This window comes from Undibacterium sp. TC9W (genome assembly GCF_049339865.1).
Classification (GTDB): Bacteria; Pseudomonadota; Gammaproteobacteria; order Burkholderiales; family Burkholderiaceae_D; genus Undibacterium.
Genome location: NZ_JBMPPJ010000017.1, coordinates 70,124 through 91,383 on the forward strand (window position 1 = coordinate 70,124; position 21,260 = coordinate 91,383).

Sequence of the window (21,260 nt, forward strand, 5' to 3'; positions counted from 1 at the left end):
CGATATTTACAATACCCGGCCCAACTGTCATCCTCACAGGCATACCCCTTGCTTGCTACTCCTTCACACTGACCACGTCATAAGCCGGTCACCTCTATGCTTCACTCTCCCTCATGGCATCTGCCTCTTGAAAGGGAATCAATGAATAAAACAGTCACACTGGCATTACAAGGTGGTGGGTCACACGGCGCACTGACTTGGGGCGTATTGGATCGCTTGCTCGAAGATGGACGTGTCAGCATAGAGGCGATCAGTGGTGCCAGTGCCGGTGCCATGAATGCCGTAGCGCTGGCGCATGGTTATCTTGATGGCGGGGCAGATGGTGCCAGGCAGGCGCTGAAAAAATTCTGGGATAGCGTCGCCAGCAGCTCTCCGTTCAGCGCGCCTCTGGATGAGCATGCACTGACGGCGGATATCGCAGCGCAATCTGAACTGCCAGCTGCCATGAAACATTTGTTTGCCTGGACACGTTTCTTTTCTCCCAGCCAGCTCAACCCTTTCGACATCAACCCTTTGCGCGACATTTTGGCGGCGCAGATAGATTTCCAGCGATTGCGCGAACAATCGGGCATAGAACTTTTTATTGCCACTACGCAAGTCAGCACGGGCACGCTGAAGCTGTTCCGCAACCGCCAGATGAGCTTGGATGTCTTGCTGGCGTCTGCCTGTTTGCCTATGGTGCACAGGGCAGTGGAGATAGAAGGTGTGGCATACTGGGATGGCGGCCTGACTGCCAACCCGCCTTTATTCCCGCTGGTACACAAATGCGCTGCCCGCGACATTATTGCCATCCTGCTGCATGCCCAGCCAAGGGCGCAAGTGCCGACTTCTTCCAATGAAATCTGGCAGCGCCTGACCGAGATGGGTTTCAGTTCTACCTTCCATACTGAATTGCAGGGCTTGCTGCTGGCCAAGCGGGAAGCAGACCGTGGCTGGCTGACCTGGGGCAGGCTGGAGCGCCGCCTGCGCAAGCTCAATCTGCATGTGATTGCCGCACCTGAACTCATGAGCCAGTTGAGCAGCCATAGCAAATTGAATGCACAGGCAACATTTTTGCATAGCCTGCATGCAGAAGGGCGGGCCAGGGCGCAAGTCTGGCTGGATCAGCATTTTGAACAACTGGGGCAACAATCCAGCTTCAGGATGGCGCATCTGTTTCGTTAACTTCTGTCAATACCTCGCTTGTACTTCCTTAGCGGGTTTTTTGTATCTGGCTATGGACTAGTGTTACCATCATCTGGTTTCCACTGGTATTCATTAGACAGACATGCGCCTATTCAAGTCCGCTTCCGACCTTACGCATCTAAATGGCATTCCCCTGCAGGCAGATGACGTCTATACCCTACATACCGCAGCAGATTACCGCAGCACCTTGCTGACCAGAATTGCCCGGGCAAAACACAGGATTTATTTATGCAGCCTGTATCTGCAAAATGATGAAGCAGGGGCTGAGATATTGCAGGCTCTCTATGATGCCAAGAAGGCCAGGCCTGAGCTTGATATCGCTGTGCTGGTGGATTGGCACCGGGCACAAAGGGGCTTGATCGGTGCCGCAAAAAGTGGCGGCAATGCAGCCTGGTATCAAGAGATCAGCAAGGCTCATGCCTATACCGTGCCACTGTATGGCATACCCGTGCAGACGCGTGAACTCTTTGGCGTGCTGCACCTCAAAGGCTTTGTCATTGACGATGAAGTCATCTACAGCGGTGCCAGTCTGAATAATGTGTATTTGCACAAGCAGGATAAATACCGCCATGACCGCTATTTGCTGATACACAATAAAGTGCTGGCCAACAGCATGGTGCAATTTATCCGCGAGCATTTGTTATCCTCTGCCGCCGTGCACCGGCTGGATATGCCCGAGATACCCGCAACCCGCAGCATACGCCGTGAAATCAAGCAATTCAGGAGCAAGCTGAAAAGCGCGCGCTATGACTGCAATGTAGTGGAACAAGAACATGACAGGCATGGCCTGAGCGTGACGCCGCTGGTGGGCGTGGGTAAAAACAATCCCCTGAATAAAGTTATTTGCCAGTTGCTGGCCGCCAGCAAGACGCAGATCACTATCTGCACGCCTTATTTTAATTTCCCGCTCGCTGTCACGCGTGAAATCAATCGCGCGCTCAAGCGCGGCGTGCGCATCTGTATCATCGTTGGCGACAAGACTGCCAATGACTTCTTCATTCCGCCAGAAGAACCTTTCAAGGTCATTGCTGCCCTGCCTTATCTGTACGAGGTTAACTTGCGCCGCTTTGCCAAATCCCATCAGGCAGAAATCACCAGCCAGCAATTGCAATTGCGTCTGTGGAAGGACGACGACAATACCTATCACCTGAAAGGCATGTGGATAGACCAGGATTATGCCCTCATGACAGGCAATAATCTCAACCCGCGCGCCTTCCGCCTTGACCTGGAAAATGCCTTGCTGATCCATGATCCCCAGCATCAATTGCAGCAGCAAAGACAGGATGAGCTGAGCAGCATCATGGAGAAAACGACCGTCATTTCACATTACCGTGAACTGGAAAAAAATACGGATTATCCTGATCCCGTGCGCAAGTTGCTGGGACGGCTCAGTGGCACGCGGCTGGACAGGTTGGCGTACAGGGTTTTGTAGAGAAATTTATTTCAAGATACGCGCCGGGTTCTTTTATTCTCTTTGTTTTCCTCTGTGACATCTCTGTGTCTCCGTGTCTCTGTGTTGAGAGGTCTTAGCTGTTTTTATCAAGGGAATATGTTCGGCCAGATACTATAGAAAAACAAAACAGGAGACCGCATGAACCTGGCATTACTACTGCCACTGATAGGCATACCCCTGGTCGTCATCGGCTTTGCACTGCGCTTCAACCCCTTGCTCGTTGTTACCGTCGCCGGCCTCGGTACAGGCTTTGCCGTCGGTATGGATTTCATGAGCCTGCTGGAAACTTTTGGTGAAAAATTCCTCAATAGCAGGCAACTCACCAGTTCATTATTGATACTACCCATCATCGGCTTGCTGGAACACTATGGCTTGCGTGAACGCGCCCAGCAGTGGGTGGCGAGCATACGCAGCGCCACGACGGGTCGCATCCTCATGCTGTACTTTGTCGTACGTGAAGCCAGCGCCGCCATGGGTTTGCTGAGTCTGGGCGGACAGGCGCAAACTGTGCGGCCTTTGCTGTCACCAATGGCTGAAGGTGCCGCTAGCAATTTGCATGGCGACTTGCCACCTGTAATACGCGACCGCATCGCTGCCCACGCCGCTGCCTGTGATAATGTCGCCCTGTTTTTTGGCGAAGATATCTTTATTGCCTTTGGTGCAGTATTGCTGATGACGGCCTTTTTGAAGGAAAATGGTATCAATGGTATTGAGCCGCTGGCGATAGGTATCTGGGGCATACCAACGGCATTGTGTGCCTTGCTCATACACCTGTTCCGTCTGTCGCGGCTGGACGCCAGCATTGCCAAAGACATTGCGGCCTGGCAGAAGATTAATCAAGCAGATCAGGCAAATGCGGTGGTGAACGCATGAACAGCCTGGTCAGCATTAATCTGGTTCTTTACCTCATCGGCATCGTCGTCATGCTGGTGGCTTATATGACGCTGCGCGATACCAGTAACCCGCGCCGTATCACAACGGCCTTGTTCTGGTTCCTGTTCGGCTTCAGCTTTTTGTTTGGCGACCTCATGCTGGCCACGCTGGGCAAGCCGCTGACTTACCGCATTGTTGGCATTACGGTCTTGTTGATGGCGGTGCTGGCAGGCGCGAATTTACTGGGCATGGGCAAGCACGTGGATCATGGCAGGCCAGCGCGCCTGCACATTACCAACAAACTTGGTAACCGCATCTTTATCCCGGCACTGACGATACCTATCGTTACTGTCATATTGACTGTGGTGGTGAAAGACTTTCAGATTGGTAGTTGGTTTTTGCTGGACCAAAAGAATTTGACCCTGACTGCGCTATGCATAGCCTGTATCTGCGCTCTGGGCCTGGCTTGCCTGTACACCCGTGGCACGCCGCTACAAGCCGTGCGCGAGTCGCGGCGCCTGGTAGATGCCATAGGCTGGGCGTTGATTTTGCCGCAAATGCTGGCCATGCTGGGTGGTGTGTTTGTTGCTGCCAAAACCGGGCAAGCTATACAGGACATCGTCAAACTTTTCATCAACCCCGACAGCCGCCTGACCCTGATCATCATGTATTGCACAGGCATGGCCTTGTTCACCATGATCATGGGCAATGCTTTTGCGGCTTTCCCCGTCATGACTGCCGGTATCGCCTTGCCATTCCTGATCAACCAGCACCATGCCAATCCGGCCGCGCTGGTGGCGATAGGCATGTTCTCTGGCTATTGCGGCACCCTGATGACACCGATGGCCGCTAACTTCAATATAGTGCCTGCGGCCTTATTGGAGTTGCAAGATAAGTATCAAGTGATTAAAGTGCAGATACCGACAGCCCTGCTGGTGCTGACCTGCAATATCCTGTTAATACATTTCTTTGTTTTTCCCTGAGTGGCCTGGAGGCTGGCATGAAACGCATTTTACTGACGGGATTTGATCCCTTTGGCGGCGAGCAAAGCAATCCCTCCTGGGAAGTGGTGCGCAGGCTGGATGGCTTGCTCATCGGTGACAATCACCAGATCGTCAGCGCCCGCCTGCCTTGTGAATTCACGAATTCCCTGCAGATACTGGACGCCGCACTCAGGCAGCATCATCCCGCGATTGTGATAGGCCTGGGCCAGGCTGGTGGACGTGCCGACATCAGCCTGGAGCGTATCGCCATCAATATTGATGATGCCCGCATACCCGACAATGTCGGCGTACAACCTGTAGATGTACCTGTGGTAGAGGGCGGCCCCGCTGCCTATTTCACCAGCCTGCCTATCAAGGCCATAGCGCAGGAACTGCATTTGAGTGGCATACCCGCATCGATTTCACAGACCGCTGGCACCTTTGTCTGCAACCATGTGTTTTATGGTCTCATGCATCTGGCAAGCAAGGCAGACAGTGGCATACAAAGAGCTGGCTTTATCCACATCCCCTATCTGCCTGAGCAGGCCGTGGCCCATGCTGGAGCCGCCAGCATGCCGCTGGAAATGCTAAAGACAGCGATACTGAAAGTGCTTGAGAGTGTATTGAAGACCGACAAGGATTTACGTATTGCCGGCGGGGCGACTCATTAGGCGGGAAGGTTCACTCGAAGTTACAACTGCGTTGCAGCTTCGCGCTTGATAGCCTAATACTAATTGAAGATGGTGATGCTGTCGGTGTGCTGATGGTGGTGCCAATGCTGATACCGACAGCCATACCTTAGCGCAGTTTTGGCATATCAGACTGCTTGCCCTGCAAGCCTTCTGCTTCCAGATTCTTGTCTGCTTCACTATCAACGCACACTTGGGTGTCATTGACGGCTTTGTTTTTGGACTTGGCCGTGGAGTCGCTCTTGTCTGCGGGCAAGTTTTTCTCTACCTTTTTGACCAGCACTTCAGCTGCAGGTGCGTATGGACGGAAGTAGGAAATCAATTGGGCGTCCAGGTTGGATACTGCCAAAGGTGCGGCACTGGCGATCAGCATCGTGCCCAGCATGCAACTGGCTATGCCCAGTTTGACCAGTAAATTCAGTCTCGTTTTCATTTTTATCCCTTTTTACGACGGCGCAGCTGTTTCAGAGTGACAGTCTGGCAAGACTCTGTGCAAAGAACATGCCAGCACCTAAAACAAGTGAGAATTCAAATTTCAGGGGCCATACGTGTTGCAAATCAGGCAGCAAAGTGTCCGCTTGTGTATAGATGGGTGGACACTTCGGACACTGCGGACACTTTCATCAGACTTTTCAGTCAGGCCTGTGATGAATCATTTTAGACCATCATTGAACTTCATGAGCAAACCTTTTGGCCCTACTGCCCAGCCGTTTTTTGCATTTGCAAAAGCTACTGTATTGACTGGCGTTTTATCCAGCACCTTCCAGGTTTTGCCTGCATCATGTGAGATGCCTGAACCTGCCAGGCCTGCTGCAACATAGGTCTTTGCTGCGCCCGGTACGGTGGCTATCACAGACAAAAAGCCCTGCGGTAATACCTGGGCTGGCTGCCAGGTCTGGCCGCCGTCCTCAGTACGTGCACCGTTGAGGCTGTTGAGTTGCGGGAGTTTGTAATCACCGCCTACTGCCATGCCATTTTTTTCATCCAGAAACGCTACCGAGAACGCACCTTTGCTGGCAGCTGCGGCAGGCAGGGGCAGCGTGGCTGCTGACCAGCTTATGCCGCCATCTGCGCTGGCATAAGCCCGCGCCTGGCTGGCACCGCCAGTGACTATCCATGCATGCTGGCTGCCATAAGTGGCCACACAGGTGCCGCTGGCGGCAAATGCGCCTTCATTGGGGAGGGCGGTTAGACCGGGGTGTTTGTTTTCTTGCCAGTTCAGGCCGCCGTCTGCCGTTATCAGTATCTGGAATTGGCCATCGACCGGGTCGCCAAACAAGATGCCCTGTTTGGTGCTGGAAAAAGAGATCGCATCCCAAAAGCCTGTCTTCGCTTCATTGGTTTTGAGCAATTGCCAACTGCTGCCGCCATCCCTGGTTTCATACAGACGCGACAGGGCACCCGGCCCGGCGCTCATGATAATAGCGTGCCTGGCATCAAAGGCATGGATGTCACGAAAATCCAGGCCTTCTGCACCTGCTACCTCCATCACTTGCCAGCGTTCACCATCGGTAGTGCGCAACACCGTGGCCTTGGCACCGCTGGCCCATGCAATCTTGGGGCTGACGACAGACAGGCCGCGTAATTCAACTTCAGTGCCACTGGTTTGTGGGACCCAGGCGTCGCCAGCACAGGCAACATTAGCGATATTGAATACACTGAACAGGATTACGCAGCCAATACGAGCAAGTTTCATGAGGATATGAACAAGGAATAATCGTGATGCTATTGTAATCCTTGCATTCCTTATTTATGCACTAGCAAGCGTATAAAATTCGCATTCATGGTGTTCAGGGTTTCTTGCAACAAAGACCGCAAGCCTGATGGGACATTGCCTGAGTTAAGCTCGGCCTGTTGCTCCAGTTGCCGCATTTGCCTGATAGTCGCCAGTGCAGCCGCACTGATACCGTCGTCCGCTTGCAGGGCGGCACGTTCACCCTTGAGTGCAGTCATCTCGCGCAATTGCCCGACTTCAATTTGCTCCCGGCGCAAAGTGAACTTGCTGCTGATGTCAAACTTCAGCAAGTGTTCATCGGCATTCAATCGTGCATCGACATCGGTATGGCTGGTGAACTTGACGATGATGGCGACCAGCTCTATCGTCAAAAACCACAGTAGCCACCAAATGAATTGCAAGCGCCTGTGCATATCGTTTTGCAGCATGTCCCAGGTGGCTGCGAAGTCAGCCGCAAAACCTGCATGGGATGCTGCCTGTATGTGTTCAGTCTGGGTTTTTTCCAGTACTTGCGCATCGGCCCTGGCTTTGCTGGCGATGACATTGGCCTCATGGCGTTCTTCTGCGACTTGCGCTTTCTCTGCCAGTTTTTCTTTACGCCAGGCGATCAGAGTCGTGTTGATGTCTTGCTCTTGTCGCAGGCATCTGGCTTTGGCAGTGTTGATGCGGTTTTGTGCAGCGCTGATTTTTTGTTCGAGCAAGACAGCCTGCTCAGGCAATGCGACAGTCAGGGCTTTGCGCCAGTTGGCGATCTGCGCATTGGCGCGTCGCTCCTCAACTTTTGCCTGTTCACGCAGGGTCTGTAATTGCTGGCGCATCTCTGCCATTTGCGGTGGCTCGCTGTGCAGTTTGTCTTCTGCCTTTTGCAACTTGTCATCCAGCGCTGCTACATCCTGTTGAAGCGTTGGCAAGCCAGTTGCCAGTTGCGCGCTTTGCAGGTTTTGTATCAGGCGGGTGCGTTCCAGTTCGCCGGTTTTTACCGTGATCTCGGCACGGTTGCTATCGACAAAAAAAGGATAGACCATGGTAATTGCGGATAACAGTGCCAGCAGGCTGCGCCAAAACAGGCCCATGCTCTTTGCCCGCCAACCGGCATCTGATTGTATCGACATGATCATCTGCCGTTCCAGGCACCACTGGAATACCGCCCACAAACAACCGGCAATGATGGCACCGGTGCTGCTGACATTCACCATGCTGGCCAGCATATGTGCCATGCCATAACCGGCAAACAGGGCAAAGAAAATCACCAGCGCACCTATGCCAAAATACTTGTGGCGGCCACGTGCATACAGGTAATTGCCATTGCTGTCCTGTGCATCCAGCACTTTGAGGCTGACTGCTGCTGACAGAGCTAACAAGGACTTGGCTGCGTGTGCCAGTGCTTGCACGAAAGTATGTTCATTGAGATTGCGCATGCTTTACATATTCCTGAACAAGACCATGAAGGGCTGGCTGACGCTCAGCGTCTCCGGCCTGATCTTGAGTTTGACCAGACCCTTGCCACTATCGTCGCGGCTGATCGAGGCAATCGCCCTCAGGTTGACGATGGTGGAGCGATGTATCTGTTTGAACATGCTGTTGTCCAGCACTTGCAGTAAATCGCGTATGGGTTTGCGCAGCAGCGATTCACCCTCAGCCGTCATGACCACGGTGTATTTGCTGTCTGCCTGGAAGTAGGCAATATCATCGACCATGATGAGCCGGGTTTCATTGCCGACGCTGGCGGTGATCCACACCAGCGGCGCAGGTTTGGGCATGTCCGCCGGACCACCGCTGAGCTGGCGTACCAGGGTGCTGATAGCCTGCAAATCAGCCGTGCCGGTCAGCGCACGCATCTGCAGGCGCTTGACGGTAGCGAGCAGCCTGTCCTGGGTAATTGGCTTCAACAGATAATCGACCGCACCTTTTTCAAAGGCATCAATCGCATACTGGTTATAGGCAGTGACGAACACGATCTGGCTTTGTGGGCTGACCTCGGTCATGGCAGCGGCTACTTCCAGTCCGCTCAAACCTGGCATACGTATATCAAGGAACACTACATCTGGTTGATGCATGGCAATGGCTTCCAGCGCACTGCCGCCATCTTCACAGGCAGCGGCGATTTCCAGCTCTGGCCAGGCCAGGCTCAGTTGCTGCAACAGGGCTTCGCGCAGCAGGCTCTCATCTTCGGCGACAACGCACTTAGGCATGTTGTTCTCCCTTGGCAGTTACAACAGGTACGGTGATGGTCGCAGCAACCCCGCTGGGGAAATTACCGACCAGTACAAAACTCGCCGCATTGCCATGCGCCAAACGCAGGCGCTCACGTACATTCTTCAACCCTATGCCAGTACCGCCAATTTCTGTCCCCAGGCCATTGCCGTCATCAGCCACTGTGACGGCGACATTGCCCTCATGCTGCCTGGCGATGATCCATATCGTGCCGCCGCCAGTCTTGGGTTCCAGGCCATGCTTGATGGCGTTTTCCACCAGGGTTTGCAGCATCATCATGGGGAAGGGCAGGGCTTTCAATTCTGTTGGTACCTGGATTTGTATGTTGAGGCGTGTGCCCATGCGTATCTTCATGATATCGAGATAGGCGATGGATCGTTCCAGTTCTTCGCCTATGCTTGATGCTGTATCTTCGGTGCGTGGCAATGAATGGCGCAGGTAGGTAATCAGATTGCCCAGCATCTGGTCAGCCGCCGCTGGATCAGCGCGTGTCAATAATTGCGCACTGGCCAGAGTGTTGTACAGGAAGTGTGGTTCTACCTGGGCATGCAGCAAATTGAGTTTGGCGACCGTCAATTCTTTTTCCGTCACAGATTGCGCTGCACTGGCTTTTTCCTTGCGCCTGCGTTCTGCAATGCGGCGGGTAATGGCGCGGGTGATGGCTTCTGCATTTTCCAGGTTGGTACCATTATCAACGAGGAAAAAATCTGTCCAGGCCGGGCGCTCAGGTTCGCAAATCAGGGTCAGGCTGCCTATGCCATCGCCGGGAGTGATGGTGGCGAGAATCTGGTTGCGTTTGGTCGTCAAGAAATCAAGTACCTTCAATTCATCAATGAAGTTAGCCTGGTAGGGGTCTATGCGCTTGATCTTGGCGCGTATTTGCAGGCTGTCCCTGGCGCTCTCGGTATCTTCTGCACCCGGCAATTCGCGGATGGCGGCATCGACCAGTTCAAAAGCTTCACTGGCTTCCAGCGGGATTTCTATCTGGCGGCGTTGGCGATTGGCCAGCGTGTTGGTATCAACCTTGCTGGCAATTAGACGCACCCGACGCACATGCGAGAAGCTGATCCCCATGACCAGGGCCACGAGACTGAAAGGGATGAGAATAAACTCACCTGGCAAGTGGTTTCTGAAAATGCCATTCACGATCAAGATCGTGGTGAACATGATCAGCAATCCCCAGCCAAAACTGGAGCGTAAGATAAACCAGATAGTCGTGAACATTGTTATTTCCTTCTTATTTGCGATTGCTGCCAAGAATAATTGCCTGCGCGGCTTTCGTCTCGCATTTTCCGACGAAAGCAAAAAAAAACTGACGAGTCCAAGATTTTGGGGCATGGAAGCCCTGCAGTATTGAAGGCGTATTGAATTTCAGTAAATTTTTCTGAACTTGGTGCGACAATGCTGTTTTGATGTATTTTTAAACATAGGAGCATATATGGACATCGATCCTCTGGAAACCGTAGAGCAATTAACAGAGCAACAGGAAGATGCCAAACAAGACAAGGCAAGCAACCAATTGAATATCTGGGTTGCCATTACTGTCGCTTTGCTGGCGACTTTCATGGGTATATGCAAGGTCAAGGATGACAATATCGTCCAGGCCATGCAGCAATCACAGGCCAACAAGATAGATCACTGGGCGTTTTACCAGGCGCGCAATATGCGGGAAGAACTGGCCAAATCAACGGAGCTGCAACTGCGCCTGGCTTCCAAAAATGTCCCTGCCGACCAGAAAGCAGAATATCAGGCCGCTATCGATAGCTATGCAAAACTGGCGAAAGAGCAGCACGACAAAAAAGAAGAACTGAAAAAACAGGCTGAGCAAGACCAGGTCGATTATGACAACGCCAATTACAAGGACGACCAGTTCGACTTGTCAGATGCCTTGCTGGCGATTGCCATCTCCTTGCTGGCAGTCACTGCGCTGACCAAACAGCGCTGGCTATATTTCGTGACCCTGGTTCCTACCGGTTTTGGTGTGCTGATGGGTCTGGCAGGTTTGATGGGTTGGCATATACATCCAACGGCGCTGGTGGCTTTGTTGTCTTGAGATAATAGGTAATTACAGAAATACGGTAGTAACGAAGACATAAATCCGTGTTTGGATAATTGAATTTATGCTATCTTATTTGGCGGTTGCCGGGTTGGGCGAAAATTCTTTTGAGCGAAAGATTTGATAAATTCGCTGTCAAACTCGCTATCAAATTTTCTGTTAAATTTTTCTTTACCTCACCGACCCTCTAACCCAGCACAAAGGTTTTATATGGATATCAAACTGAACTTCATCAACCGGTCGAATGACTTGAATAATTCCAGTGTCGTGATTTTTCAAAAAAACCTTGCGACCAATTTTGATGAGACTGCCGTAGCATGGAAGGTCATAGAAAATTGCGGCGTTGGTGATAATCACCCTTTTGCGTATCCAATAAGTTCTCAAGTGAGTGCAAGTGATTCATGGGGTAATTACACGCCCCAACTCGCTGCGCAAAATGGAAATTTGTTCCATGTTGCTTTGAGTAACTCTGGCACACAATTATCACTGGCTGGCGATGCGGGCAATCCGGCGCAGATACATGTAGCAAATGAATTGACCAAAGGAGCTATCAATGCGTCGATTTACAAGGATGGTTCTTTGCTGGCGACTCACACATCCATCGCACCAGCGCAAAAAGCCGCTTTTGAGTTCAAACCTGTCATCTGGATAGGCGTTGCCTCAGAGGTGGCCCAGGGGCAGGTCATGAATTCTGCGATCATCTCCAACATCAATACCGAACTGTCTTTGCTTGGTATTGCCGAGGCCGATATCGTCATGACAGGCGGCGGCCCCGGTGCCAATTCCACACCTTTTGCTTTTCATTTTGAAAATATACGCTACGCCTGAAACCACGCCGGCAAAACCTGACATGTCCTGATGCACTCAGGTTTGACTCAGGGCTTGCCGGGCGGATCAAGCCGTATTACTGCCATCGGTGGTGGCTCATTCGGTAGCCACTTCTGATGGATGCGGGCGAATTGGCCTTCCTTCTTCAGCCAGCGCAAGGCATCTTCCCAGACCTTGATCGTGGCTGGCGAGGTGGAGGTGGAGAATGCCAGGTACAGTTCCAGACTGTCGAGGACTTTGACTTTTTCCACATCATCTGCAGTGTGGCCTATTTCCTTGAGCACCGATGAAACTACCAGGCTGCCTTCCACCCATAAATCGAATCGTTTGGCCAGCAGCATATTCGCAATGATTTGCGGTGTCGGTGCCTGTTCTATATTTTGAAAGCCCTTCTTGCGCGCGGTATCTGCGAAGATGCTGGAACGATAGGCGCCTACCTTGAGTTTTTGTATTTCATCGCCCATGCTATGCAGACGAGCGGCATTGCCTTTGCGGGTATATAAAGATGTGGTTGAGACCGCAATCGGACCTAGCAGGACCATGAGTTTTTCGCGCTCTTCAGAACGCCCAACCGTAAACAACAGGGTATTGGGTTCTTCCAGCAAGGCCTTGTAGCCGCGTGCCCAGGGTACGACTTGTATGGGTTGGCTGTTGCCTATGTGTGCCTGCATGGCTTGCACGACCTCAACAGCCATGCCCTCTGCCTTATTGCCACTGCCAAAGCTGATGGGAGGCCAGTCTTCGGTGAAAATTTGCAAATCTTGTGCCATTGCAGGCATCATCAAGCCGGGCAATGCCAGCATACCAAGCAGCAGGATGTTAAGCAGGTGCGAATAAGCCTTGCAGGTGGAGAGATTTTCCCGGCGCATCTTGAACCATTATCTTGTTATGCAAAATGTAAGTAGCATTTGCGGACTGCGATGATAGTGTCTTGCGTGTGTATTGCATTACCGGAATTTACAACAATTGTTGCGCTGAAGATAGCTGTACGCAAAAACTGTGTCGCTTATGACGCATGCCGACACAGTTTTCTACAAATGGAATTTGAGTTTCTGGCAGCTTGTCAGTTTTTTTCAGCAGATGGTTTTTCTGTCATCCTCAATTCCAATGCCTTTTTAAATTCTGTGAAACTACCGCTGCGGCCATGTACGCCAACTAGTTGCTGGACTTGCAGCTGATGTTGTGTGATCAGGCTGTCCAGCTCCAGGCCTACATCAAACACCGGTGGGATGGGGCCGATTTCAGGCAGGTAAAACAGGTCACCCTGAAACAGCGTCTGGGTGCTTTTGTCATAAGCTATCAGCATATCAGATGCGTGGCTGCTGACGATGGGATAAATGTGTATGCTGCGGCCACCGAGGTCGATATCAAACACGCTGGTGACTTCCTGTACCTTGCTGGCGACTGCCTGGCCCAGTTGCCGTTCGATGGCCAGGCGGCCATCCTTGCCCGCGAGAATGTGCAGGCCATCCTGTATGTATGACGGCGTACCGGCTATGTGGTCGCGATGGCTATGTGACAGTACCATGTAGGCCAGCTTGCGGCCAGGAGCTGTCTGTTCTATCAATGTCCTGACTTTGGCTGCTTCTGCTGCGCTGACAGGCGCATCATAGATTGCCACGCTATGTGTACCGACCGAGAAAGCCGTGTGATAGCCAGACTCACTACCATCAACCCGGTAAGTGCCGGGGGCTATCATGGTGGCACGCAGTGCTCCCTTGTCCTGTTTTTCTATATACGTTGCGGGCAGCGCAAAGCTGTGGGCATTAACATGTTCTGCTGCCGCCGCACTGATCTTCCATTGCAGTACCAGCCGCCCACCGTCTTTTACTGTGATCTGCCGGGGTTGCCTGAAATTTTGCATACTGTTGTAATCGGCGTATTCATAAGTGGAGGCCGCGGTTTTTGCACTCAATACCTGGCCGCTGCTGCGCTCTATGATCATGCTGGCAGGGCGGCCTGCGACATCATTGAAATTCACTTGCTGGTAATTTTTATTTTCAGCACCGGGCAAATCGATGGGCATGCGCATGCTGCCAAGTTCCAGCAAGAGTACCGGGCTCAGGAATAGCAGGTCGGCATATTCATTGCGTGCCTCAGCTGCATTCTCGCGCTCTATCTCTATGCCTTGCCGCCATTGCAGCAAATCCACCGCTGCCGCACCGTCTTTGTCGCCAGTCGTCAGAAATTGAAAGCGTATATTGCCTGGCCAAACAGATTCACTGATGGTGCGAAACCTCCCATCTTTTTGTAGTATTACTTGCTGCTTGAGTTTGATTTCTTGTTGTGCATTTTGTGGTGTCGCTGCCTGGTGTAATGCAAAACGCACGCCCCGCATCTCCAGCGTGATTGCAAAAGCAGAGGGCATGTCTTGCGCCTTGATGCGGCTGGCAGAAAACAAAATACAGATACCGGTAGCAGCCAGTATCAGCCGCAAGCTATGTGATGCATGCATGGTCGTCTCTCTTTATTGGGTGAAGGTAGTGAAGCTGTCAGCCTTGATATGGCACACAGCTTTGGGCAAGAGACGGCAAGCCTGGTTCAAAAAATCCAAACCTCGGCAGCAAGCTTTCGTCACATCACAGTAAAGCGTGAGAGAGTAAGGAGGGAAATACAGGAATGATGATGAAAATGAAAATGAAAATGAAAAGGGGGAGGGGAAGGGGCTCGATTGCCACATCCGCCGCGAGACATGCGTGTCAGCTCAAGCAGCTTTAGAAAACGCGACGAAAAAACCAGCCTGCAATCCCTGTGACAGGGCAGGCTGGTTTTTTTTGCGGGGCATTAGGTTCTAGCGTTCGCTCAGACCACGCATCTTCGCATTGCGTGCATCATCCTTTTCTTTTGCCGGTTCTGCCCTTGGTGCCGGAGCTGGCGCTTGTGCCGGGGTTGGCATGGCCCGTGGAGCCGGGGCTGCTACTGGAGCAGGAGCCGGTGTATGCACTATCGCCGGTGCCGGAGCCTGTCTCTGTTCCATTCTTGGCTCCATCCTCTGTTCCATGCGTGGAGCCTGCTGTGGTGCTGGCTGTATCATGGGTTGAGGTGCCTGTCTTTCTACCGGTCTTTCCACAGGCCGCTCTACCGGTGCGACTGGCACTGGTCTCTCCCTGACTCGTTCAACCGGTCTTTCATTGCCACGGTCTATACGCTCTGGCTGGCGTTCCACACGTATTTCCTGTGCTGGATTATTGTTGATGCCATTGCCATATCTGGAAGACCTGTCATTGTTTTCAGCTGGTCTGTTTTGGTTCACAGGATTGGGGCTGCCCATGATCGCATTATTGACCGGGGCATTCGCAGCAGGCGAGCGCACAGGTGGATTACTGATAACATTGACCGGCGGTGCCACATTCGGTGCAGCATTATTGTTTGGTTGCACATTCACTGTTGCCGCTGGTGGATTAGCTGATGGATTATTCAGTTGCGGACGCTGATAGACATTGTTGCCCTGGTTGACGTTGTTAGGCGCACCATTGCCATAGATGCGGGGCGCGTTACCCTGTGTTTCCGGGCTGCGGTTCATATTACCCACGCCCTGATTGGATGGGTTATTCGCAGGGGCAAGACTATTACCGTTGGCAGGTGGCGTATTAACTGCATTTGAAATAATGCCCGACACAGTATTTGGCTGTGCATTCGGTGTTGCGACTGCATTATTTTGTCCACGTGGGTTGCCATTGATTTCTGCCGGGCGGTTTACTGGCCTGGCTTCATTCGGGTTCAGGTTGGTGATTGTGCCCACGCGGTCATTGCGTGCCGGTGGCATGTCCAGATTTCTTTGCCTGAATTGTTCAGCGTTACGCAAGTTGCCCTGGCGTGCTTCGCCAAAACGGTTATTACTGACCGGCGTGATATTCGGTGCCTCTGTGACTACTACCGGGGCCTGGCGGTTTTGTACTGCTGCAACAGGGTTTCTGGAGACTGGCAATACATGCTCACCGCGTACAAAGGTGTTGGTGGGTACGATGGTCACGGCATTACGCACGCCCTGGTTCACAAAGCGGGCATTCGTGATCGTGCTGTTGACCACCATGTTTTGATTCAGGCGTTGTATGTATTGGTTACTATGAGCGTAACCTGGCTTATAGACTTCACCAGGCCCTAGCGGGAACCAGGCAACCGAAGGATGTGAACCCGGCTTGGAGCCATAATAATTATTGATGTAAGTGTTGCCGCCGACAAAAGCTACCAGCGCCGGTGCATATACCGGACGGATATGATGCTGGCGCGGTCCGGGCACCCAGGCCCAGCGTGTACCTACATAGGCCCAGCGGCCATAGTGATAAGGTGCAAATCCCCAAGGGGCACGATCTACCCAGGTCCAGCCCCAGGGCGCAACCCAGACCCAGCTACCATCGCGGTACGGCGCCCAAGTCGCGCTGACCTGGCGCGGGTACCAGACTGCGCCATAATCGCTGGTGGTTTCCCATGAACCATATTGATCAAGCTGTTCATAGCCTATGACTTCGCGCGAGACATAGCGCACGGTTTCTACACTTTCTTCTGCACGGTCGCGGTCTGCTGCCCACATATCAAAAGTATCTGGCGGCGGTACATAGCCTATCATCGTATGTTGCAGATTCGCTCCAGAGAAGCGCGACTGCTCACCCTGTCTTATCGTGACAGTATCACGCTCGCCACGGGCAATCGCGGTACCACGCCGCACCACTACGGTGGTGGTATTGTCGTCGTTGACATTGATACGGTATTCACCTGGCTCTTGCAGTGAGAACACCAGGTTGGGTGTGCGGATGTCAAAGTTTTCTCTATTGTTGAGCTCACGCACGCGTATCACCATGCTGCCCTGGTTCAGGTCGATTTGCGTATTGTCATCATCAAGCAGGCTAAAGCTCATGCGTGTGTTTTCTGCCAGGCGCAAGGCATTCGGGCCTACATGCATTTCTGCCCTGCCCGCATAGGGCACCTGCAGGCTATCGCCGGTAGAGATGGGGCGATTTTGCACCAATAAGCTCCAGCTATTACTGCCCGCATCGGCAAAACTGACATTGCCGTAGGAGTAACTGACCCTGGCGACACGGCCTGGCGGCTCATCCTGTGCGTGGGCCACGCCTATGTAAAACAGGCTGGCAACAGCCAGGGCAGCAATTTTCAATAAGGGTTTGCTACGCGATTGAGTATATGCTGACATGAATTTCTTCCTGCGCGAGTAATGTGGGTGAGCAAATTTGCTCCTTAATTACCTTAACGCACGAGCAGGGGTTTTGGATGTCAGGTATTTCACATTATTTGGAATTTCTGCTGTGCATTGCACAAGTGCTTGATTTTGTTCGACTAAATCCCCATGTTCTTGATCTTGCCCAGCCATTGCTGACCCAGGGTGACCAATTCTGCATTGAATTCTGGCTCCAAAGAAAAATGCCCCCAGTCAATTTCTGCATACGTTTTTTGACCTGACAGGCGCTGATAACAATCGCGTGTCATTTGTGGGTTGACCATCTTGTCCCGCTTTTGGTTGATGACCAGTACGGGCACTTGTGTATTTGCTTCCAGCGGGATCACAAATGCGGTATCGAGCATGCTGGCGAAGTAGCGTGCCGTCACCGTACGCAGGGTCAATGGGTCGGACTGCCATTTGGCGTAAAAGCCGGTTGCCAGATCGCGTTCATCCATCATGTTTTCAAAACGCGCCAGCGGGCGGTAGGGCAGGCGCATGCGTGGTGCCAGTTTTGCCAGCAGAACGCTCATGGCTCTGCATGCTTTGGCCAGGCCGGGGATGTTTGCCAAGGCTGCAAAGCGGGTAAACGCCAGGCCCGTGACGGGGTCACCAAAGTCATACAGGTTAAGGCAAACAGCCGCGACCGGTGGTCGGCCCTGTTTTGCCAGCACGGCAGCGGCGGCGTACGTCAGGCCACCACCTATGCTGCCCCCACAAAGGTAGAGCGGGCCGCTAAACTCTGTTCTTGCCCAGGCTGCCACATCGACGATGTTTTGCACAGCCTCTGCCACGGTAAAGTCGCCCATCGCGCCGCCAGAGCGTCCCTGACCTTTCTGGTCAGGCACGATGACGGTATAGCCCTGCTCATAAAAAGCGAGGGCCAGGCCAACAAACAAACCTCCATAGCCACCGCCACCGTGATTCAATATCAGCACAGGGGCAGTTTTATCCTGTTGCCGGTACAGGTCTATATGCAACTCCACTCCTGTCGATAGTAGGTGGCGGGTTTGCACTACGGCCAGCACGCGTGCCAGCAGAGCTGGGTCGTGATAGCAGTGCCAGTAAGTCTGGCTGGAGCGTGCCTGATTCATATTGATATTCATATTCATATTCATATTCATGCTGCGATAGTCCGGTCAATGTTTGTCGGACTATAATATGAATAATCATTCATATTGTCTATTCGCATTCAGGAGCTGCTTATTGCCATGAGTAAATCACGTGGTCAGCCTCTCACCCGGCCTTTAAAACAGCCTTCCCAGCAGCGATCCAGGGTCACAGTGCAAGCCATACTGGAAGCAGCTATTCATATTTTCGATGAATTTGGCTATGCCGCAGGCACTACTTCACGTATCGCCAGCCGCGCCGGGGTCTCGATAGGTTCACTCTACCAATACTTCCCCAACAAGGACTCGATATTGACGGCATTGGCCGAGCAGCATCTGGCCGAGGGACTGGCTCTCAGCATGCGCCTGCTTGAGACCCTGCGCACGACCACACAAGCGCTGGAGCCGGTATTGCATGACATCGTCGGCCACATGATTGCCTTGCATGAGCACAATCCAGGTTTGCACAGGTTGTTATATGAAGAAGGCTTGCTGCCAGCACAATTGCGGCAGACTGCGAAGCAGGCAGAACAGTTTTTGATAGAAGAAGTGGCACGCAGCCTGAGTTTGCGAGCTGACGTTGCAGCAGTTGCTGACCGCCAGATGCAGGCTTATTTTGTCGTGCATGCGATTGAGCATTTCACGCACAGGCTGGTAATAGACCAGGCACCGGTGGAGTTTCAGTTGCGGGGGAAGAGTGAATTGGTCGGTATGCTGCAAAGGTATTTGCAGGCATAGACCTGGACGGGGCGTAGGTTGTGCGAAGCTTCGTAGGTTGGGCTACGCTTTACCAGCCCAACACTGGGCTTCTGCAAACGTATACGTTATTTAAACGCCGAGTGTTGGGCTGGTACCCCGCAGCCCAACCTACAAACGCAGCCCAACCTACGAATGTACAACTACATCATCACATTAATAATGGCATTACCTATCCCCAGGATAGCCGCACCCGAGATCAACCCTGCACTGATAGCCTCACAACCCTCTACCCAGAAAGTATGGCCTTTCGTGCCTTTTTCAGCATTCCGCTTGCCCATGTACCAGAAGATCAAGGCACCCAGCCACATCGCGAAGCAGGATTCTGGTGGCAAGACTACGCCCAAGCCTATGGATACTGAAGACAGCGGCAAGCGGCCACGGGTGATGACATTGGTCACTTCAATGAACACTGCGCACAGGCCCGCTACCGCCATGGCGATGATGGCAGAAGTCGGCAAGCCACTGACGCCCTTGGCAATGATCTCGGCCACACCCTTCCACTGCAAGGCAGACGGGAAGGCGAATTGCTCACTGACGATAGTCGCCGTGCTGCGCAAGCCATTTGCATCTGGTGGCAGGAACAACAGGAAGAACAGCGGCACGCAAGCCAGTGCACCAGAGACGATACCAATGATATGACCGATGACCTGGTGGCGCGGCTTGCCACCCAGCATATAACCAGGCTTGATATCAGACAGCAGTGACGACGCATTGAAGGCGATGTCTGCAGTCATACCGGCTGGTAAAAGGTTATTGGCCGGATTGCTGCGGTCTATCGCGCCCATGCTGAATTGCGTGATCTTGGCCAGCGCACCAATAGGTGCCCAGGAAGTCAGCGCCATGGCATTGATACAGATGATGGTCAGCACAAAAATCAGCGGGAAGGCAATCAGCGCCATGATGTAAGGCACGCCAAACAGGGTATTCACCAGCCAGGCAGCAAGTGCACACAGGATAGGTACACCTACATAAGAAATCCACAGCGGTACTTCTATATCCTTCAAAGGATCGGGTCCGGACTCTTTTTCTTTCTTGCCGCCGCCAGTCATGGATTTGAAGGCCGCCTTGAACAGCTTAGGTTTGGCCAGCAAACCAACCATGGAGCCCACCACCATCATCGTCACTGCCCACCACAGGCCCCACTGGTTGACAATCTCGGTACGGGAAATGGCGACTACCGTGCCATTTGGCAAAGTGCGCGCAGCGATATCGCCGTTTTGTATCATCCACGGCGCGAGGATCACAAAGTTGATGAAAGCACCCAGCATGACGCTGCTGGCAACCCGTATGCCCATCAGGCCACCAACGCCAAACATCGCAACGTCCAGATTCAGGCGCAGGCCGAGTTGACGTATATCGGTACCCATGATCTTGGGTATCCACCACTGGAACTTCATGGCTGCCGTGTAGTAATAAGTATCCATGCGCTCAGGCAGGTTCCAGGCTTCTGTCATGCCTGCCCATTTGTCCATGCGCAAAATCTTGAACTGTATCAGCCGCATCCAGCCATCGCTGACGATGATCTGGTACAAACCGGCAAACAAACTGGTATAACCGAGCAGCTTGGCCTTGTAGATGCCACCGCCTGCACCGTCGGTGTAGAGCGAGTCAAGTACCACGCCACAGGCGCGGCCTTCGGGGAAGGGCAATTGGTCTTCATTGACAAAGCGGCGTTTCAGCGGGAAGGCGACCAGCACACCTATCAGCGCGACCACCACGACCCAGATCAGCATCTGCCACCAGGGGATGATCTTGCCGGTGATCAGCATATACGCCGCCAGGCTGGAAATCATGGGGTTGACCATGTAGCCAGCAGCAGTGGCGACCGATTGCGTGAGGTTGTTTTCCAGTATGCTGTAGTCGGCAGTCACGCCCATGCTATGCAAAATCTTGAAAATCGCAAACGACAAAATCACCGAAGTCAGGCCTACACCAATACCTATACCGGTCTTGGCACCGATATACAATGCCGTGGCGGCCAGTATGCCACCCAGCAAGAAACCTGTCAGGGCAGAGCGCAGGGTGAGCTGTGCCATGTCCTTGCGGTAGATATTATCAAACCACCACTGATCCTTCTGTCGTCGTGTCCAGGTGCGTATCTGTTCATCATCAAGCTGTTGCAGAGCCATGTATCCTCCATTTTTATTAAGGACTGACGCAAAACCACCCCGACTGCACAGCAAAGACTGGCAATTACAATTTT

18 protein-coding genes are annotated in these 21,260 nt (G+C 52.7%); 8 read left to right on the forward strand and 10 right to left on the reverse strand.

Annotated elements, in window-relative coordinates; genetic code table 11:
• Positions 1 to 141 precede the first annotated feature (141 nt).
• The 5 genes from ACO0LN_RS21630 (at position 142) to pcp (ending at position 5,165) form a co-directional block, all read left to right on the forward strand.
• Positions 142 to 1,164, forward strand: coding sequence for a patatin-like phospholipase family protein (locus ACO0LN_RS21630; RefSeq protein ID WP_422977341.1), 1,023 nt, complete (start codon positions 142 to 144; stop codon positions 1,162 to 1,164).
• A 103-nt stretch (positions 1,165 to 1,267) separates the two neighbouring features.
• A complete protein-coding gene (pssA, locus tag ACO0LN_RS21635) occupies positions 1,268 to 2,617 on the forward strand; it encodes a CDP-diacylglycerol--serine O-phosphatidyltransferase (protein WP_422977343.1) in 1,350 nt (449 codons plus the stop codon).
• Between the two features lie 159 nt (positions 2,618 to 2,776).
• Positions 2,777 to 3,511 (forward strand): DUF969 domain-containing protein, encoded by a 735-nt coding sequence (locus ACO0LN_RS21640; RefSeq protein ID WP_162057596.1) that lies wholly within the window; start codon positions 2,777 to 2,779, stop codon positions 3,509 to 3,511.
• Positions 3,508 to 4,494, forward strand: coding sequence for a DUF979 domain-containing protein (locus tag ACO0LN_RS21645; RefSeq protein ID WP_422977346.1), 987 nt, complete (start codon positions 3,508 to 3,510; stop codon positions 4,492 to 4,494). The genes ACO0LN_RS21640 and ACO0LN_RS21645 overlap by 4 nt, the downstream gene beginning before the upstream one ends.
• Before the next feature lie 17 nt (positions 4,495 to 4,511).
• Positions 4,512 to 5,165, forward strand: a complete 654-nt coding sequence (gene pcp / locus ACO0LN_RS21650; RefSeq protein ID WP_422977348.1) for a pyroglutamyl-peptidase I — start codon at positions 4,512 to 4,514, stop codon at positions 5,163 to 5,165.
• 127 nt (positions 5,166 to 5,292) lie between these two features.
• Here pcp and ACO0LN_RS21655 read toward each other — a convergent pair whose 3' ends face one another.
• The 5 genes from ACO0LN_RS21655 to ACO0LN_RS21675 form a co-directional block, all read right to left on the reverse strand.
• Entirely contained in the window at positions 5,293 to 5,616 is a 324-nt protein-coding gene (locus ACO0LN_RS21655; protein WP_162057599.1) for a hypothetical protein, read from the reverse strand.
• Between the two features lie 219 nt (positions 5,617 to 5,835).
• Positions 5,836 to 6,879, reverse strand: a complete 1,044-nt coding sequence (locus ACO0LN_RS21660; protein ID WP_422977350.1) for a hypothetical protein — start codon at positions 6,877 to 6,879, stop codon at positions 5,836 to 5,838.
• Between the two features lie 50 nt (positions 6,880 to 6,929).
• Positions 6,930 to 8,336 (reverse strand): DUF4407 domain-containing protein, encoded by a 1,407-nt coding sequence (locus ACO0LN_RS21665; protein ID WP_422977352.1) that lies wholly within the window; start codon positions 8,334 to 8,336, stop codon positions 6,930 to 6,932.
• A gap of 3 nt (positions 8,337 to 8,339) precedes the next feature.
• Positions 8,340 to 9,110 carry a LytR/AlgR family response regulator transcription factor gene (locus ACO0LN_RS21670; RefSeq protein ID WP_422977354.1) on the reverse strand — a complete coding sequence of 257 codons (771 nt, stop codon included), beginning with the start codon at positions 9,108 to 9,110 and terminating at the stop codon, positions 8,340 to 8,342.
• Complete coding sequence (locus ACO0LN_RS21675) at positions 9,103 to 10,356, reverse strand: sensor histidine kinase (RefSeq protein ID WP_422977356.1); 1,254 nt, start codon at positions 10,354 to 10,356, stop codon at positions 9,103 to 9,105. Before ACO0LN_RS21675 ends, ACO0LN_RS21670 begins: the two co-directional genes overlap by 8 nt.
• 214 nt (positions 10,357 to 10,570) lie before the next feature.
• Here ACO0LN_RS21675 and ACO0LN_RS21680 point away from each other — a divergent pair, with 214 nt between their 5' ends.
• Together ACO0LN_RS21680 and ACO0LN_RS21685 are read left to right on the forward strand one after the other, a co-directional pair.
• The gene (locus ACO0LN_RS21680) at positions 10,571 to 11,185 is read left to right on the forward strand and encodes a DUF4337 domain-containing protein (RefSeq protein WP_422977358.1); all 615 of its coding nucleotides are present in this window, start codon (positions 10,571 to 10,573) and stop codon (positions 11,183 to 11,185) included.
• A gap of 213 nt (positions 11,186 to 11,398) precedes the next feature.
• The gene (locus ACO0LN_RS21685; protein WP_422977360.1) at positions 11,399 to 12,016 is read left to right on the forward strand and encodes a hypothetical protein; all 618 of its coding nucleotides are present in this window, start codon (positions 11,399 to 11,401) and stop codon (positions 12,014 to 12,016) included.
• A gap of 47 nt (positions 12,017 to 12,063) precedes the next feature.
• Here the strand turns inward: ACO0LN_RS21685 and ACO0LN_RS21690 are convergent, their stop codons facing one another.
• From ACO0LN_RS21690 to ACO0LN_RS21705, 4 genes are all read right to left on the reverse strand, one after another.
• Positions 12,064 to 12,885, reverse strand: a complete 822-nt coding sequence (locus ACO0LN_RS21690; RefSeq protein ID WP_422977362.1) for a substrate-binding periplasmic protein — start codon at positions 12,883 to 12,885, stop codon at positions 12,064 to 12,066.
• Between the two features lie 194 nt (positions 12,886 to 13,079).
• Complete coding sequence (locus ACO0LN_RS21695) at positions 13,080 to 14,471, reverse strand: MBL fold metallo-hydrolase (RefSeq protein ID WP_422977364.1); 1,392 nt, start codon at positions 14,469 to 14,471, stop codon at positions 13,080 to 13,082.
• 336 nt (positions 14,472 to 14,807) lie between these two features.
• Positions 14,808 to 17,165: a DUF6600 domain-containing protein gene (locus tag ACO0LN_RS21700; protein WP_422977366.1), complete on the reverse strand. Its 2,358-nt coding sequence runs from the start codon at positions 17,163 to 17,165 to the stop codon at positions 14,808 to 14,810.
• 143 nt (positions 17,166 to 17,308) lie between these two features.
• Complete coding sequence (locus ACO0LN_RS21705) at positions 17,309 to 18,313, reverse strand: alpha/beta fold hydrolase (protein WP_422977368.1); 1,005 nt, start codon at positions 18,311 to 18,313, stop codon at positions 17,309 to 17,311.
• Between the two features lie 87 nt (positions 18,314 to 18,400).
• On the opposite strand from ACO0LN_RS21705, the gene ACO0LN_RS21710 reads away from it, so the two are divergent.
• Positions 18,401 to 19,036: a TetR/AcrR family transcriptional regulator gene (locus ACO0LN_RS21710; RefSeq protein ID WP_422977370.1), complete on the forward strand. Its 636-nt coding sequence runs from the start codon at positions 18,401 to 18,403 to the stop codon at positions 19,034 to 19,036.
• 161 nt (positions 19,037 to 19,197) lie between these two features.
• On the opposite strand, the gene ACO0LN_RS21715 is transcribed toward ACO0LN_RS21710, so the two are convergent.
• The gene (locus ACO0LN_RS21715) at positions 19,198 to 21,186 is read right to left on the reverse strand and encodes an OPT family oligopeptide transporter (RefSeq protein ID WP_422977372.1); all 1,989 of its coding nucleotides are present in this window, start codon (positions 21,184 to 21,186) and stop codon (positions 19,198 to 19,200) included.
• Between the last annotated feature and the right edge of the window lie 74 nt (positions 21,187 to 21,260).

Excerpts from the sequence above, each read along its gene's own strand:
- ACO0LN_RS21630 (WP_422977341.1), top strand. The coding sequence starts at position 142 with ATGAATAAAACAGTCACACTGGCATTACAAGGTGGTGGGTCACACGGC.
- pssA (WP_422977343.1), top strand. The coding sequence starts at position 1,268 with ATGCGCCTATTCAAGTCCGCTTCCGACCTTACGCATCTAAATGGCATT.
- ACO0LN_RS21640 (WP_162057596.1), top strand. The coding sequence starts at position 2,777 with ATGAACCTGGCATTACTACTGCCACTGATAGGCATACCCCTGGTCGTC.
- ACO0LN_RS21645 (WP_422977346.1), top strand. The coding sequence starts at position 3,508 with ATGAACAGCCTGGTCAGCATTAATCTGGTTCTTTACCTCATCGGCATC.
- pcp (WP_422977348.1), top strand. The coding sequence starts at position 4,512 with ATGAAACGCATTTTACTGACGGGATTTGATCCCTTTGGCGGCGAGCAA.
- ACO0LN_RS21655 (WP_162057599.1), bottom strand. The coding sequence starts at position 5,616 with ATGAAAACGAGACTGAATTTACTGGTCAAACTGGGCATAGCCAGTTGC.
- ACO0LN_RS21660 (WP_422977350.1), bottom strand. The coding sequence starts at position 6,879 with ATGAAACTTGCTCGTATTGGCTGCGTAATCCTGTTCAGTGTATTCAAT.
- ACO0LN_RS21665 (WP_422977352.1), bottom strand. The coding sequence starts at position 8,336 with ATGCGCAATCTCAATGAACATACTTTCGTGCAAGCACTGGCACACGCA.
- ACO0LN_RS21670 (WP_422977354.1), bottom strand. The coding sequence starts at position 9,110 with ATGCCTAAGTGCGTTGTCGCCGAAGATGAGAGCCTGCTGCGCGAAGCC.
- ACO0LN_RS21675 (WP_422977356.1), bottom strand. The coding sequence starts at position 10,356 with ATGTTCACGACTATCTGGTTTATCTTACGCTCCAGTTTTGGCTGGGGA.
- ACO0LN_RS21680 (WP_422977358.1), top strand. The coding sequence starts at position 10,571 with ATGGACATCGATCCTCTGGAAACCGTAGAGCAATTAACAGAGCAACAG.
- ACO0LN_RS21685 (WP_422977360.1), top strand. The coding sequence starts at position 11,399 with ATGGATATCAAACTGAACTTCATCAACCGGTCGAATGACTTGAATAAT.
- ACO0LN_RS21690 (WP_422977362.1), bottom strand. The coding sequence starts at position 12,885 with ATGCGCCGGGAAAATCTCTCCACCTGCAAGGCTTATTCGCACCTGCTT.
- ACO0LN_RS21695 (WP_422977364.1), bottom strand. The coding sequence starts at position 14,471 with ATGCATGCATCACATAGCTTGCGGCTGATACTGGCTGCTACCGGTATC.
- ACO0LN_RS21700 (WP_422977366.1), bottom strand. The coding sequence starts at position 17,165 with ATGTCAGCATATACTCAATCGCGTAGCAAACCCTTATTGAAAATTGCT.
- ACO0LN_RS21705 (WP_422977368.1), bottom strand. The coding sequence starts at position 18,313 with ATGAATATGAATATGAATATGAATATCAATATGAATCAGGCACGCTCC.
- ACO0LN_RS21710 (WP_422977370.1), top strand. The coding sequence starts at position 18,401 with ATGAGTAAATCACGTGGTCAGCCTCTCACCCGGCCTTTAAAACAGCCT.
- ACO0LN_RS21715 (WP_422977372.1), bottom strand. The coding sequence starts at position 21,186 with ATGGCTCTGCAACAGCTTGATGATGAACAGATACGCACCTGGACACGA.